Genomic DNA, 13956 nt, shown 5'->3' with positions numbered 1-13956 from the left:
CCACGCAGTCCCTGGAGGCGAACAATCACAGGGTGTCGAGCGCCTTCACGTACTCGTTCAGGTCGCGGGCGTCCGGCAGGGCGTTGACGACGGTCCAGCGCACCACGCCCTCCTTGTCGATGACGAAGGTGCCGCGCACCGCGCAGCCCTTGTCCTCGGCGAAGACGCCGTAGGCCCGGGAGACCTCGCCGTGCGGCCAGAAGTCGCTGAGCAGCGGGTACTCCAGGCCCTCCTGCTCGGCGAAGACGCGCAGGGTGTGGATGGAGTCGTTGGAGACGGCGAGCAGCTGCGTGTCGCGGTCGGAGAACTGCGGCAGGTTGTCACGCAGCTCGCACAGCTCACCGGTGCAGACGCCGGTGAAGGCGAAGGGGTAGAAGAGCAGCACGACGTTCTGGGCGCCGCGGAAGTCGGACAGCTTCACGGTCCGGCCGTGGTTGTCCTTGAGCTCGAAGTCGGGGGCCTTTTCGCCGACCTGGATCGCCATCGCGTGGATGTCCCTTCGGGGGGCTGTTCGAGTGACACGCCCACCCTACGCAGCGATCACCGCGGGAAAGCGGACGGGCCGGTGGCGGCCCGTCCGGTCCCCTCGGGCTACTTCTTGGACTTGGCCGCCTTGGGCGTCACCAGCCGGCTGCCACTCCAGTCCTTGCCCACACTGACGCTCTTGGAGGCGGACAGGCCTGCCGTCGTCGCGGCTTCGGAGATGTCACTCGGCTCCACGTAGCCGTCCCGGCCGGTCTTCGGCGTCAGCAACAGGATCGAGCCGCCCTCCTCGATGTACGTGGTGGCGTCCACCAGCACATCGGTCAGGTCGCCGTCCTCGTCACGGAACCAGAGCACCACGGCATCGGCGACGTCGTCGTAATCCTCGTCCACAAGGTCGCTGCCGATGACTTGCTCGATGGCCTCGCGGAGTTCCTGGTCTACGTCGTCGTCGTAGCCGATCTCCTGGACCACCTGCTCGGGCTGGAACCCCAGCCTCACGGCAGGGCTCGTCTCCGCGTGGTCCGCGGTCGCGCTCACGGGTTGCCTCCTGGTCTTGTCTTTGATGGGGGTCCCCCACGGGGGAGTCTCAGCCACGCGCGTGCGCGAAGCATTGGCCGTAGTCCACACGGGCGGGGCGGATCGCGCAAGTACCCGGCGTTTCAGACCGCCGAAACGGTGACGTTCCGGAACGTGTCGCCCAACTCCTGGCACATCATCGCGCTCACGTCGTGACGCATGCCACACCTTTCTGCCCTCTTTGCGTGTTTGGGAACCATACCCGGGTACGGACCCCTGGGTTACCCCGGAGTAGAGATGACGTTTGGCCCCCCGAGGTACACGATGGGGAGCGGTGCAGACATACAGAAATACGGCCCTCTGACAGGTAAGGAACAGCGTGGCTTCCGGATCCGATCGCAACCCGATCATCATTGGCGGCCTTCCGAGTCAGGTTCCTGACTTCGATCCCGAGGAAACCCAGGAGTGGCTCGACTCCCTCGACGCCGCCGTGGACGAGCGCGGCCGGGAGCGGGCCCGCTATCTGATGCTGCGGCTCATCGAGCGGGCCCGCGAGAAGCGCGTGGCCGTGCCCGAGATGCGCAGCACGGACTACGTGAACACCATCCCGACCAGGGCTGAGCCGTTCTTCCCGGGCAACGAGGAGATCGAGCGGAAGGTCCTGAACGCCACCCGGTGGAACGCGGCCGTGATGGTCTCGCGCGCCCAGCGTCCCGGGATCGGCGTCGGCGGACACATCGCCACCTTCGCGTCCTCCGCGTCGCTCTACGACGTCGGCTTCAACCACTTCTTCCGCGGCAAGGACGAGGGCGACGGCGGCGACCAGGTCTTCTTCCAGGGCCACGCCTCCCCGGGCATCTACGCGCGCGCGTTCCTGCTCGACCGCCTCAGCGAGGACAACCTCGACGCGTTCCGCCAGGAGAAGTCGAAGGCGCCGCACGGGCTGTCCTCGTACCCGCACCCGCGGCTGATGCCGGACTTCTGGGAGTTCCCGACCGTGTCGATGGGTCTCGGCCCGATCGGCGCGATCTACCAGGCGCGGATGAACCGCTACATGCACGCGCGCGGGATCGCCGACACGAGCAAGTCCCATGTGTGGGCGTTCCTCGGCGACGGCGAGATGGACGAGCCCGAGTCGCTCGGCCAGCTGACCATCGCCGCACGTGAGGGCCTGGACAACCTGACCTTCGTCGTCAACTGCAACCTCCAGCGCCTCGACGGCCCGGTGCGCGGCAACGGCAAGGTCATCCAGGAGCTGGAGTCGGTCTTCCGGGGCGCCGGCTGGAACGTGATCAAGCTGATCTGGGACCGGAGCTGGGACCCGCTGCTCGCGCAGGACCGCGACGGCATCCTCGTCAACCGGATGAACACCACGCCGGACGGACAGTTCCAGACCTACGCCACCGAGTCCGGGGCCTACATCCGCGACCACTTCTTCGGTGACGACCAGCGGCTGCGCGCCATGGTCGAGGGCATGACCGACGACCAGATCCTGCACCTGGGCCGCGGCGGTCACGACCACAAGAAGATCTACGCGGCGTTCAAGGCGGCCGTCGAGCACACCGGCCAGCCGACGGTCATCCTCGCCAAGACGGTCAAGGGCTGGACCCTGGGCCCGAACTTCGAGGGCCGCAACGCCACGCACCAGATGAAGAAGCTGACGGTCGACGACCTCAAGGGCTTCCGCGACCGGCTGCACCTGCCGATCTCCGACAAGGAGCTGGAGTCGGGCGCGCCGCCCTACTACCACCCGGGCCGGGACTCGGAGGAGATCCAGTACATGCACGACCGCCGACTGGGTCTCGGTGGTTACGTCCCGACGCGTGTGGTGCGCGCGAAGCCACTGGCGCTGCCGGAGGACAAGACGTACGCGACCGTGAAGAAGGGCTCCGGGCAGCAGTCGATCGCCACCACCATGGCCTTCGTACGGCTGCTCAAGGACCTCATGCGGGACAAGGAGCTCGGCAAGCGGTTCGTGCTGATCGCGCCGGACGAGTACCGTACCTTCGGCATGGACTCGTTCTTCCCGAGTGCGAAGATCTACAACCCGCTCGGCCAGCAGTACGAGTCCGTCGACCGGGAGCTGCTGCTCGCGTACAAGGAGTCGCCGACCGGCCAGATGCTGCACGACGGCATCTCCGAGGCGGGCTGCACGGCCTCCCTCATCGCGGCGGGTTCGGCGTACGCCACCCACGGCGAGCCGCTGATCCCGGTCTACGTCTTCTACTCGATGTTCGGTTTCCAGCGCACCGGCGACCAGTTCTGGCAGATGTCGGACCAGCTGGCGCGTGGGTTCGTGCTGGGCGCGACCGCGGGCCGTACGACGCTGACCGGCGAGGGTCTCCAGCACGCGGACGGCCACTCGCAGCTGCTCGCCTCGACCAACCCGGGCTGTGTGGCGTACGACCCGGCGTTCGGGTTCGAGATCGCGCACATCGTGCAGGACGGTCTGCGCCGGATGTACGGCCCGGACAGTGAGGACGTCTTCTACTACCTCACCGTCTACAACGAGCCCATCCAGCACCCGGCCGAGCCGGAGAACGTGGACGCCGAAGGCATCCTGAAGGGCGTCTACCGCTTCAGCGAGGGCGTCTCGGGGTCGATCCCGGCGCAGATCATGGCGTCCGGTGTGGCCGTGCCGTGGGCGGTCGAGGCGCAGAAGATCCTCGCCGAGGAGTGGGACGTCAAGGCGGACGTCTGGTCGGCGACCTCCTGGAACGAACTGCGGCGCGAGGCCGTGGCCTGCGAGGAGTACAACCTGCTGCACCCGGAGGAGGAGCAGCGGGTGCCGTACGTGACGCGGAAGCTGGCCGGGGCACAGGGTCCGTTCGTGGCCGTCTCCGACTGGATGCGGTCGGTTCCCGACCAGATCGCGCGGTGGGTGCCGGGCACGTACCAGTCGCTGGGCGCCGACGGGTTCGGCTTCGCGGACACCCGGGGTGCGGCGCGGCGGTTCTTCCACATCGACGCGCAGTCGATCGTGGTGGGCGTGCTGACGGAGCTGGCGCGGGAGGGCAAGGTGGACCGGTCGGTGCTGAAGCAGGCCATTGACCGGTACCAGTTGCTGGATGTGTCGGCTGCGGACCCCGGTGCCGCCGGGGGCGACGCGTAGTCGTTCGGCTGCGGGTGTGTGGGGACTGATCGCCAGTTCCCCGCGCCCCTGGAGGGCGGTGGGTCTACGGCCTCACCGCCCTCCGTCGTTTCTCTACGATGCGGACATGACGGAACAGTCGGCGCAGGCCCGTTGGGAACAGCACACCCAGCGGCCTCTTCTGGCGCTCGCGGTGCTGTTCGCCGTCGCCTACGCCGTGCCGATCGTGGACACCTCGGCGGGGCATTCCCTGACGGCGGCGTGCACGGTGGTCGAGTGGGTGGTGTGGGCGGTGTTCGCCGTCGACTACCTCATGCGGTTGTCGCTCTCGCGGGACCGCCGCGGATTCGTACGGCAGCACTGGATGGACCTGTGTGCCGTGGTCGTGCCGCTCATACAGCCCCTGCGCCTGCTGCGGCTCGTCTCGACGCTGCTGCTGGTGGGGCGGCGGGCGCGGATGGCCTCGCAGATCAGGGTGACGACGTACGTCGGCGGGGCGGTCGTCGGGCTGCTGATGTTCGGCTCGCTGGCCGTGCTCTCGGTGGAACGGGACTCCCCGAACGGGAACATCCGCACACTGGGTGACGCGGTGTGGTGGTCCTTCACGACCATGACGACCGTGGGCTACGGCGACCACGCCCCGACGACCGGCCTGGGCCGCATGATCGCGGTCGGGCTCATGCTGTCCGGCATCGCCCTGCTGGGTGTGGTGACCGCGAACATCGCCGCGTGGTTCATCGAGCGCTTCGAGAAGGACGATGTGGAGGAACGGGAGCAGACGGAGGCGATCCGCGCCCTGACGGAGGAGGTCCGGGCCCTCAGAGCCGAGGTGGCGGCCTTGCGCAAAACCTCTGTCGGCGGCTGAGGAGGACTCCGCCGAGGACGGGACCGGCCCCGCAGACGCGGATGACGGGACCTCCGGATCCAGGACGGAGGCGGCCCGTCACGAGCCGGCCGCCTGGGAACACTCCCGGAGCCGCACAGCCGTCGGCAGACATGAGACGGGCCCGCGACCGCGCAGGTACGGACCCCTCAGGGGGTCACCGCCAGGACCCGGCGATGATTCCGAGGGTCGCGCGCCCGCTGCGTGACCACCTGGCGTCCCGGGAGCCGCGCAGCCGTCGGCAGACGTGAGGCGGGCCCCCGGTCGTCCCACCGGGGGCCCTTCCCTCACGCGCCCCGGGTCAGAACATCCCGCTGCCCGGGGTGGCCGCTCCGACGAGCCAGATGATCGCCAGGAGCGTGTCGATGGCGCCCAGTACGAAGGCGACCAGAGCGGGCCAGGCACCGTTGGCGCCCGACCAGGTGCGGCCCATGGCGAGCCAGCCGCAGACGAGCGCGACGGGGCCGAGGATGATGCCCAGTACGAAGAATCCCGCGATCGCGCAGATGACTCCGATGATTCCGAGCGTCGCGCGATCCGGCCCGGTCCGTGACCACGTCCGGCCACGTGATCGGGGGTACCTGCGCGTTCCCTGTCCGAAGCCCGCCATCATCAACTCCCTGAGAACCTTGGTTGGTTGGGTTCATCTCGGGTTCAACGATGCGAGTACCCCGGTCTCCGGGGTTAATCCTCCGGCCTTGCGGCGCGCCGCCCCCCTCCGGCAGCGCGCCGCAGCGCCGTCCGCCCTCCGCGGCGTACGAGCGTGCCGTGCGGAGGGCTTGACTTACTGTGACCTGCGGCGCGTACCGGAGGCGAGAAATCTTTAGCCTCTTCACCCTGATAGGGGAAGTGCGCTGACGTCTCGTCAGGCCTCAGATGTGGCCGACCCCCGCACCCGCCTCCGCGTTCTCGCCGCGCTTGGTGAGCAGGGCGACGAGGATCGCGAACGCGGCGACTCCCGCGGCGACCAGGGACGCGAGGCTCATGCCGGAGATGAAGGTGTCGTGGGCGACGTCGGTGATCTTCGCGACGATCTCCGGCGGGGTGCCCTTGGCGACCGGCGCCACGCCCACCTGGACCGCCTCCGAGGCCTGGTCCAGCTGGGCCGGCGTCAGCGCCGGCAGCCCCGCGTCCTTCCAGTTGCCCGCGAGGTCGCCGTCCACCTTGGAGGCCATCACGGCGCCGAGGACGGCCGTACCGAGGCTGCCGCCGATCTGCATCGCGGCCTGCTGGAGACCGCCGGCCACACCGGACAGCTCCATGGGCGCGTTGCCCACGATGACCTCGGTGGCGCCGACCATCACGGGCGCGAGGCCGAGACCGAGCAGCGCGAACCAGAGGGACATCAGCGCGCTGCCGGTGTCCGCCTGAAGCGTGGACATGCCGTACATGGCGATCGCGGTGGCCGCCATGCCACCTGCCAGCGGGATCCGCGGGCCGAGCTTGGTGATCAGCACGCCCGCGAGCGGGGAGCCGACGATCATCATCCCGGTGAGCGGGAGCAGGTGGAGACCGGCGTCGATCGGGCGCATACCGTGCACGTTCTGGAGATAGAAGGTCACGAAGAACAGGCCGCCCATGAACGCGATCGCCATGAGGACCATGAGCACCACACCCGCCGACAGCGCCACCGAACGGAACAGCCCGAGCGGGATCAGCGGCTCCTTGACCTTCGTCTCCCAGAAGGCGAACAGCCCGAAGCCCACGACGGAGGCGACGATGAAGGTCCAGGTCAGTCCGTCGCCCCAGCCCCAGGTCGGGGCCTTGATGAGCGCCCACACCAGGCAGAACATGGCGGCGGACAGCAGGGCTATGCCCAGGAGGTCGAAGGAGCGCGGGGCGTTCTCGGCGCGGTGGTCGAGGAGGATCAGCACCCCGAGGACCAGGGCGAGGGCACCCACCGGCACGTTGATGAAGAACACCGACTGCCAGTTGACGTGCTCGACGAGGACACCGCCGAGGATCGGGCCGCCGGCGGTGGAGGCGCCGATGACCATGCCCCAGATGCCGATGGCCATGTTGAGCTTCTCGGCCGGGAAGGTGGCCCGCAGCAGACCGAGCGCGGCCGGCATCAGCAGGGCGCCGAACAGGCCTTGCAGAACGCGGAAGGTGACGACCGCGGCGATGGAGCTGGACAGTCCGATCGCGCCCGAGGCGGCTCCGAAGCCGACGACGCCGATCAGGAAGGTCTGGCGGTGGCCGAAGCGGTCACCGAGCTTGCCGGCGGTGATCAGGGCGACCGCCAGCGCGAGGAAGTAGCCGTTGGTGATCCACTGGACGTCCGCGAAGCTCGCCTTGAGGTCGGCCTGGATGGCCGGGTTGGCGATGGCCACGATGGTGCCGTCGAGGGCCACCATCATGACCCCGACGGCCACGGTCAGCAGGGTGAGCCAAGGGTGGCCGCGCAGTCCCGAGAGGGGCGGCTGATCCGACGGGGACTGTGGCGCCTTGTCCCCCGGCCCCGTCGTGTCGATGGTGGTCTGACTAGTCATGTGTTCGAGGCTAGTGACAGCCACTGACAATTGACAAACCAATTCACAAGTCGGTAACTGACACCAATGGAAACACTCCGCGAACGCAAGAAACAGCGCACCCGGGAGGCACTGCTGCGGGTGGCGATCGAGCTGTTCACCTCCCGGGGCTACGAGCAGACGACCGTCGACGACATCGCCGACGCCGTCGGGGTCTCGCAGCGCACCTTCTTCCGCTACTTCGCCGGCAAGGAGGACGCGGCGCTCGCCCTGGACGCGATGACGGTGAGCAACTTCGTCGACTCCGTACGCGCGCGTCCGCCGCACGAACCCCCGCTGGAGGCGCTGCGCCAGGCCGTGCTCCAGGGGTGGGACACGCTGCACGAGGTCGTCGAGTCGGTCGTGCCGGTGGAGCGGTTCCTGGGCATGTACCGGGTGATCGAGTCGACGCCCGTGCTCCTCGCCGCGCATCTGCGGCGCTCGGCGGAGGTCGAGGAGGTGCTCGCACGGGTGCTGGCCGAACGCGAGGGCCTCGACGCGGCCACCGACCCGCGGCCCAGGCTGCTGGTGGCCGTCTTCAGCGGAGTGATGCGGGTGACGGAACGGCAGTGGTCGGCCGACGGGGAGTTCAGCCTGGAGGCGATGCGCGCGTTGACGGTCTCCCACCTCGAACTGCTGGGTCCCGCGCTGACCGGCAAGTGGAGCCCCTACACCAAACTGTGATCCCTGTCACTGGATTAACCCGAGACCGTCCCGTTCTCCTAGTGTGTCCTTTCAGTGACTTCCTTCGACACCTCCCCGCAACTCAACGTCTGGCGCGCACTGCTGGCGCTGGCCGTGGTGTTCGTGATGCTGGCGACCACCGGCTGGACCGCGCTGCGCAATGAGCGGGAGGCCGGTCAGCTCCAGGCCTCGCTCGAGTCCTGGTCGCACGGCCGCCTCCACGGACACCGGCTGCCCGACCCCGACACCGCCCCCGACCGGCTCGGGCGCTTCTTCGCCTCGCTCAGCTCCCAGGAGCGGGTCCGCCTCGCCCAGCGCTACCCGCTCGCGGTCGGCAACATGAACGGCGCCCCCGTCGCACTGCGCTACCAGGCCAACCGCCTCGCGCTCCTCCAGGCCCGTGCCGTCGAGCGCACCCGCATGCACGACGCCCGGCTCACGCCGGCCGGTCAGCAGGAGGCGGGCCGCCGTATGCAGCGCTTCGAGGCGCTGACGGCCCCGGAGCGCCACATCCTCGCCTTCGACCCCGACGGCTCCGGCCGGGTCGCCGAGGTCTTCGGCGATCTCGGCTCGGCGGAGCGGGTCTCCGTCGTGGTGCCCGGCGTCGACACCGACGTGCTCACCTTCCAGCGCACCAACCGCAGTTGGTCCGCACCGGTCGGCATGGCCCAGGCCCTGTACCGGGCCGAGCGGGAGGCGAGCCCGGCCACGCGTACGGCGGTGATCGCCTGGGCGGACTACACGGCACCCGCCGGACTCGGCATCGACTCGGCCACCGCGATGCGCGCCGAGAACGGCGCGGTGCGGCTGAACGCGCTGGTGCGCGCGCTGCCCGGCAGCTCGCCCGTCTCCCTGTTCTGCCACAGCTACGGCTCGGTGGTGTGCGGGGTCGCCGCGCACACACTGCCCAGCCGGGTGGCCGACATCGCGGTGGCCGGCAGCCCCGGGATGCGGGTCTCCCACGCCTCCCATCTGCGCACCACCGCGCGGGTGTGGGCGATGCGGGACGCCGACGACTGGATCCAGGACGTGCCGTACCTGGAGGTGGGCGGGCTCGGCCACGGCGCCGACCCGGTGTCCTCCGCGTTCGGCGCGCGCGTGCTGTCCGCGCAGGGTGCGGACGGTCACGCCGGTTATTTCGAGCCCGGAACGGAGAGCCTGCTCAACTTCGCCGAGATCGGCATTGGCGCGTACCGCTCGGTGCACTGCGCCCACGAGGACGAAGCCTGCCGCGCCGGTTTGTCCGGCACGGCCACGGCCGGACGCGCGTAGAGACCGCAGGAAGTGCGGTCCGCGCGAGGAGGGACGAAGGAGCTCGTGCCGAATACGATGACCCGCATGGGTGACGTACTGGCCGGATTTCATGCCGCCTGGGAGTTCGACTCCGACTCCGTGCTCATCCGCTACGAACGGGGGATTCGCACACCGAAGCTCTTCCAGGCGCTGGGGGAACGACGGATCCCCCTGGAGGCGATCGCCGGGGTGACGCTGACACCCGGCAAGCGGGGCACGGTGGTGCTGCACGCCGAGCCGCGGCCCGGGGCGGATCCGCTCATGGAGGCGGCTGCGGGACAGCTGAAGGAAGGGTGCGATCCCTACCGGCTGGTGCTGCCCGCCGACAAGGAGACGCTCGCCGAGTACTACATGGACGAGCTGCGCGCCCTCCTGAAGGAGGACGACGAGCCGGCGGAACGTTTCCTGGTACCGGCGCCCGAGGTGCCGTTGCAGTTCAAGGCGTACGACGGCAAGGCGAGCTTCGACGGCAGTACCGTGCGGTTCCGCTGGTTCTGGACGGGAGCGTCCTCGGCGAAGTGGAAGGCCGGCGACCAGAGTTTCCCGGTGTCCGAGCTGACGGGTGTCGAGTGGCGGTCGCCGGAGGTCTTCGAGGGCCATCTGCGGCTGCTGCGCGGAGAGCCGGGGCCCGCGCAGGCGGACCAGGACCCGGCGGCCGTGGTGTTCGGGCTCGGGTACGGGCCGGTCCACGAGTCCCTGCCGTTCGCGGCGGCGGTCCTCGCGGCCGTACGGCGACGAGGGCCCGCGGCGGCGGTCCCGGCCGCGACCGCGCCGCGCCGGGACCCCGCCGACATCGCCGAACGGATTCGCCATCTCGGAGAACTCCACCAGGCGGGCCTGGTCACCGACGAGGAGTTCTCCGTGAAGAAGGCGGAGTTGCTGGCGGAGCTCTAGCTCACTCCCGGCCCGCGGACGAGAACCGCATGTCCGCGTACCGGTCTCCCGCCACCTGGCCCGCGATCGGCTCCAGCAGCTCCAGCTCCTCCTTCGTGAGCTCGATGCCCGTCGCCGCCGCGTTCTCCTCGACCCTGCCGGGCTTGCGGGTGCCCGGGATCGGGATCACCGGCAGGTCGTGGACCGTCGTCTGCTGCTGGACCCAGGCCAGCGCGACCTGGCCCAGGGAGACTCCGTGGGCCGCGGCGACCGTGCGGACCGGCTCCAGCAGGGCCGCGTTCGCCGCCGCGTTGTCGCCCGTGAAGCGGGGCTGCTGACGGCGGAAGTCGTCGGCGGTGAGGTCCTTGTCGGCGTTGGTGAAGGAGCCGGTGAGGAAGCCGCGGCCGAGCGGGGAGTACGGGACGAGGGCCACGCCCAGTTCGCGGGCGGCCGGGACCACCTGGGCCTCGATGTCCCGGCTGAACAGGGACCACTCCGACTGCACGGCGGCGATGGGGTGGACGGCCTGGGCCGCGCGCAGCTCCGCCGCGGTGACCTCGCTCAGGCCCAGGTGCTTGACCTTGCCCTCGCGCACCAACTCGGCCATGGTGCCGACGGACTCCTCGATCGGCACGTTCACATCGCGCCGGTGCATGTAGTAGAGGTCGATCGCGTCGATGTCCAGGCGCTTCAGGCTCGCCTCGACCGCCTGGCGGATGTACGGCGGGTCGTTGCGGATGATCCGCCGGGTCGGGTCGTCCGGGGGTATCGAAAGGGCGAACTTGGTGGCGATCACGACCTCGTCGCGGTGGGCCTTGAAGAACGGGGACAGGAACTTCTCGTTCTCCCCCTGGCCGTAGGCGTCCGCCGTGTCGTAGAGCGTGATGCCGAGCTCCAGGGCCCGCTCCAGGGTGGCCCGCGACGCCTCCGCGTCCACGGGGCCGTACGCGAAGCTCATGCCCATGCAGCCGAGTCCCTGGACGCCGACCGTGGGGCCGGTGTCGCCGAGCTGTGCGGTGGGGATCGTGGTGTCCGTCATCCGGCCTTCTCCGATTCGTAGGCGCGACCGGCTTCGGCGTAGAAGCTGATCTTCCGGTCGAGAACGGCGAGCGTGTCCTGGAGTTCCGCGATCCGGGACAGGACGTCCCGGCGGGTCGTCTCCAGGAGCTCGAACCGTTCGGTGAACGTGTGGTCGCCCTCGCGCACCAGTTCCGCGTACCGCACCATGTCGGCGACCGGCATGCCGGTGAGCCGGAGCTTGCCGACGAGGTCGAGCCAGTCGAGGTCACGGTTGCTGTAGCGGCGCTGGCCGGTGTGCGAGCGGTCGATGTGCGGCATCAGGCCGATGCGCTCGTACCAGCGCAGGGTGTGCGCGGTCAGGCCGGTGAAGGCGACGACCTCGCTGATCGTGTAGCTGTCCTGGCCGTTCGGGCGCCGGTGCGCATGCGGCGGGGCGGCACAGCTGTCGGTCCTGGTACTTGTGGTCTCCATCACCGTCATGACCTCAACGCTATGGCCTTGGAGTGCACTCCAAGCAAGGGGGACCGGTAAGAAATCGGCAGGACGCGCCACAGCCTCGGTCGCTAGCGTGCGGGCCATGAGTCTCGTACGCCGTGCCACGCCCGAGGACGCCGAGGAAGTGCTGCGTCTGCGCCAGGTGATGATCGACGCCCTGCCCGGCGGGGACGCCTCCACAGCGTGGCACACCGAGGCGCTGCCGTCGCTGCGGAGGAAGCTGCGCGAGGCCGAAGGGGACTTCGCCGCCTTCGTCGTGGACCACCCGGACCGGCCGGGGGCGCTGGGCGCGCTGGTGGCCGGGACGGTCGACTACCGGATCGGCAAGGCGGGCAATCCGCACGGGCTGGCCGGGTACGTCTTCAGTGTCGCCACCGACCCCGAGGCCCGCCGGCGCGGGTACGCGCGCGCGTGCATGGACGAACTGCTGGCGTGGTTCCGCGAGCGGGGCGCCGGCCAGGTCATGCTGACCGCCTCCCCGGAGGCCGAGCCGCTCTACGTCTCGCTCGGCTTCGTCCACAAACCGGACCCCACGATGATTCTGAAGCTCTGAGCCGCTTACGCTCGACGGCATGTCCTTGCAGAGCCTCGCGTTGATCGAGAACTGGCCGGTTCCCACCGCTGCGGCGGGGGTGGTCCGGGCCGACGGTACGGTCCTCGGCACCCACGGTCCGGCCGGTCACCGCTTCCCGCTGGCCTCGGTCACCAAGCCGCTCGCCGCGTACGCCGTCCTCGTCGCGTACGAGGAGGGGGCGGTCGAGCTCGACGAGCCGGCCGGGCCGAGCGGGTCGACAGTGCGGCACCTGCTCGCGCACACCTCGGGGCTGGCCTTCGACGAGCACCGGGTGACGGCTGCCCCCGGGGAGCGGCGGCTGTACTCGAACGCGGGCTTCGAACAGCTCGGCGACCATGTCGCCAAGGCGACGGACATCCCGTTCGCGGAGTATCTGCGGCAGGCGGTCCTGGAGCCGCTGGGCATGACGTCGACGTCCCTGGAGGGCTCCCCCGCGAAGGACGGCGTGTCGACGGTGGAGGATCTTCTCCGGTTCGCGGCGGAGGTGCAGGCGCCGAGGCTGCTGGATCCGCGTACGGTCGCGGAGGCGATGACGGTCCAGTTCCCGGGCACGAAGGGCGTGCTGCCCGGCTACGGCCACCAGAATCCCAACGACTGGGGCCTCGGCTTCGACATCCGCGACGGCAAGTCCCCGCACTGGACGGGGAGTTCCTCGTCCCCTCGCACCTTCGGGCACTTCGGCCAGTCCGGCACGTTCCTGTGGATCGACCCGGACGCGGGGGCGGCCTGCGTGGCGCTGACGGACCGCGCGTTCGGGCCGTGGGCGGTCGAGGCGTGGCCGGTGTTCACCGACGCCGTCCTGGCCGAGCTCTAGGACATCTCCCACACCAGCAGTTCGGCCGGCGTCACCGCCACCACGTCCAGTTCCTTGGCCTCGGTGACCCGGGCCGCGTCACCGGCTCCCAACTCCTCGCCGTCCAGCCGCACTTCGCCCCGCACGACATGGACGTACAGGTGGCGCCCGTCCGGCACCGCCGTCCGCTCCCCCGCACCGAGCCGCCGTAGGTGGAGCATCGCGCCCGCCTCCGGGATCGCGTACGGCGTCGAGTCGGCGATCCCGCGGACGATCTCGTACGCCGGCTCGCCGCCGGGCTCCAGGGGCGCCAGCCAGGTCTGCACGAAGGTCAGGGGGGTCTCGGCGTCGTTGCGCTCCACGTGCCGGACGCCCGCCGCGGCGCGCAGCCGCTGGACGTCACCGGGCCGTACGACGGTCTCGTGCCCGGTGGAGTCCCGGTGCGTCAGCTCTCCCTCGACCACCCACGTCACGATCTCGGTGTGGCTGTGCGGATGTTCGTCGAACCCGGCCCCGGGCAGCAGCCGCTCCTCGTTGCAGGCGATCAGCGCGCCGAACCGGAGGTTGTCGGGGTCGTAGTGCGGCCCGAACGAGAAGGCGTGCCACGACTCGATTCCGGTCCCGGGGTCCCCGCCTGGGTAGCGCTCCGCGGCGCGCCGTACGTCCGTCACGGGACCACGGTAGTGCCAGGGCGGGCCGCCGGTGGGGTCTCGGGCGGTACCCGGCGGCGCGCACTGA

At 69.9% G+C, this 13956-nt stretch carries 14 protein-coding genes; 7 read left to right on the top strand and 7 right to left on the bottom strand.

Annotated elements, in window-relative coordinates:
- Positions 1-25 precede the first annotated feature (25 nt).
- A complete protein-coding gene (locus tag D1369_RS28570) occupies positions 26-484 on the bottom strand; it encodes a peroxiredoxin (protein WP_007381727.1) in 459 nt (152 codons plus the stop codon).
- A gap of 107 nt (positions 485-591) precedes the next feature.
- A complete protein-coding gene (locus D1369_RS28565; protein ID WP_020116104.1) occupies positions 592-1023 on the bottom strand; it encodes a DUF3052 domain-containing protein in 432 nt (143 codons plus the stop codon).
- Positions 1024-1381: 358 nt separating this feature from the next.
- Here D1369_RS28565 and aceE point away from each other — a divergent pair, with 358 nt between their 5' ends.
- A complete protein-coding gene (gene aceE / locus D1369_RS28560; RefSeq protein WP_007381729.1) occupies positions 1382-4114 on the top strand; it encodes a pyruvate dehydrogenase (acetyl-transferring), homodimeric type in 2733 nt (910 codons plus the stop codon).
- 106 nt (positions 4115-4220) lie between these two features.
- Positions 4221-4958 (top strand): potassium channel family protein, encoded by a 738-nt coding sequence (locus D1369_RS28555; RefSeq protein ID WP_037899846.1) that lies wholly within the window; start codon positions 4221-4223, stop codon positions 4956-4958.
- Positions 4959-5277: 319 nt separating this feature from the next.
- Here D1369_RS28555 and D1369_RS28550 read toward each other — a convergent pair whose 3' ends face one another.
- The gene (locus D1369_RS28550; RefSeq protein ID WP_007381731.1) at positions 5278-5589 is read right to left on the bottom strand and encodes a hypothetical protein; all 312 of its coding nucleotides are present in this window, start codon (positions 5587-5589) and stop codon (positions 5278-5280) included.
- A 259-nt stretch (positions 5590-5848) separates the two neighbouring features.
- On the bottom strand, positions 5849-7468 hold the full coding sequence (locus tag D1369_RS28545) for an MFS transporter (protein WP_007381732.1): 1620 nt from the start codon (positions 7466-7468) through the stop codon (positions 5849-5851).
- Positions 7469-7534: 66 nt separating this feature from the next.
- Between D1369_RS28545 and D1369_RS28540 the strand changes: the two genes are divergently transcribed.
- Genes D1369_RS28540 through D1369_RS28530 form a run of 3 tightly spaced genes read left to right on the top strand, consistent with a single transcriptional unit; the run spans position 7535 to position 10357 of the window.
- The gene (locus D1369_RS28540; RefSeq protein ID WP_037899847.1) at positions 7535-8170 is read left to right on the top strand and encodes a TetR family transcriptional regulator; all 636 of its coding nucleotides are present in this window, start codon (positions 7535-7537) and stop codon (positions 8168-8170) included.
- Positions 8171-8224: 54 nt separating this feature from the next.
- Positions 8225-9442, top strand: a complete 1218-nt coding sequence (locus D1369_RS28535; RefSeq protein ID WP_007381734.1) for an alpha/beta hydrolase — start codon at positions 8225-8227, stop codon at positions 9440-9442.
- 57 nt (positions 9443-9499) lie between these two features.
- Positions 9500-10357, top strand: a complete 858-nt coding sequence (locus tag D1369_RS28530; protein WP_118082673.1) for a DUF4429 domain-containing protein — start codon at positions 9500-9502, stop codon at positions 10355-10357.
- 1 nt (position 10358) lies between these two features.
- Here D1369_RS28530 and D1369_RS28525 read toward each other — a convergent pair whose 3' ends face one another.
- On the bottom strand, positions 10359-11375 hold the full coding sequence (locus D1369_RS28525) for an aldo/keto reductase (protein ID WP_007381737.1): 1017 nt from the start codon (positions 11373-11375) through the stop codon (positions 10359-10361).
- The gene (locus D1369_RS28520; RefSeq protein ID WP_037899848.1) at positions 11372-11836 is read right to left on the bottom strand and encodes a MerR family transcriptional regulator; all 465 of its coding nucleotides are present in this window, start codon (positions 11834-11836) and stop codon (positions 11372-11374) included. Before D1369_RS28520 ends, D1369_RS28525 begins: the two co-directional genes overlap by 4 nt.
- A gap of 97 nt (positions 11837-11933) precedes the next feature.
- Here D1369_RS28520 and D1369_RS28515 point away from each other — a divergent pair, with 97 nt between their 5' ends.
- The gene (locus D1369_RS28515; protein ID WP_007381739.1) at positions 11934-12404 is read left to right on the top strand and encodes an N-acetyltransferase; all 471 of its coding nucleotides are present in this window, start codon (positions 11934-11936) and stop codon (positions 12402-12404) included.
- A gap of 19 nt (positions 12405-12423) precedes the next feature.
- Positions 12424-13239, top strand: coding sequence for a serine hydrolase domain-containing protein (locus tag D1369_RS28510; RefSeq protein ID WP_007381740.1), 816 nt, complete (start codon positions 12424-12426; stop codon positions 13237-13239).
- Here the strand turns inward: D1369_RS28510 and D1369_RS28505 are convergent.
- Entirely contained in the window at positions 13236-13889 is a 654-nt protein-coding gene (locus D1369_RS28505; protein ID WP_007381741.1) for a pirin family protein, read from the bottom strand. The two genes, D1369_RS28510 and D1369_RS28505, sit on opposite strands and share 4 nt — an antisense overlap.
- Positions 13890-13956: the final 67 nt, after the last annotated feature.

Origin of the sequence: Streptomyces sp. CC0208 (assembly GCF_003443735.1) — a bacterium.
GTDB classification, from domain to species: Bacteria; Actinomycetota; Actinomycetes; order Streptomycetales; family Streptomycetaceae; genus Streptomyces; species Streptomyces sviceus.
This window is presented reverse-complemented; position numbering and strand designations above follow the sequence as displayed.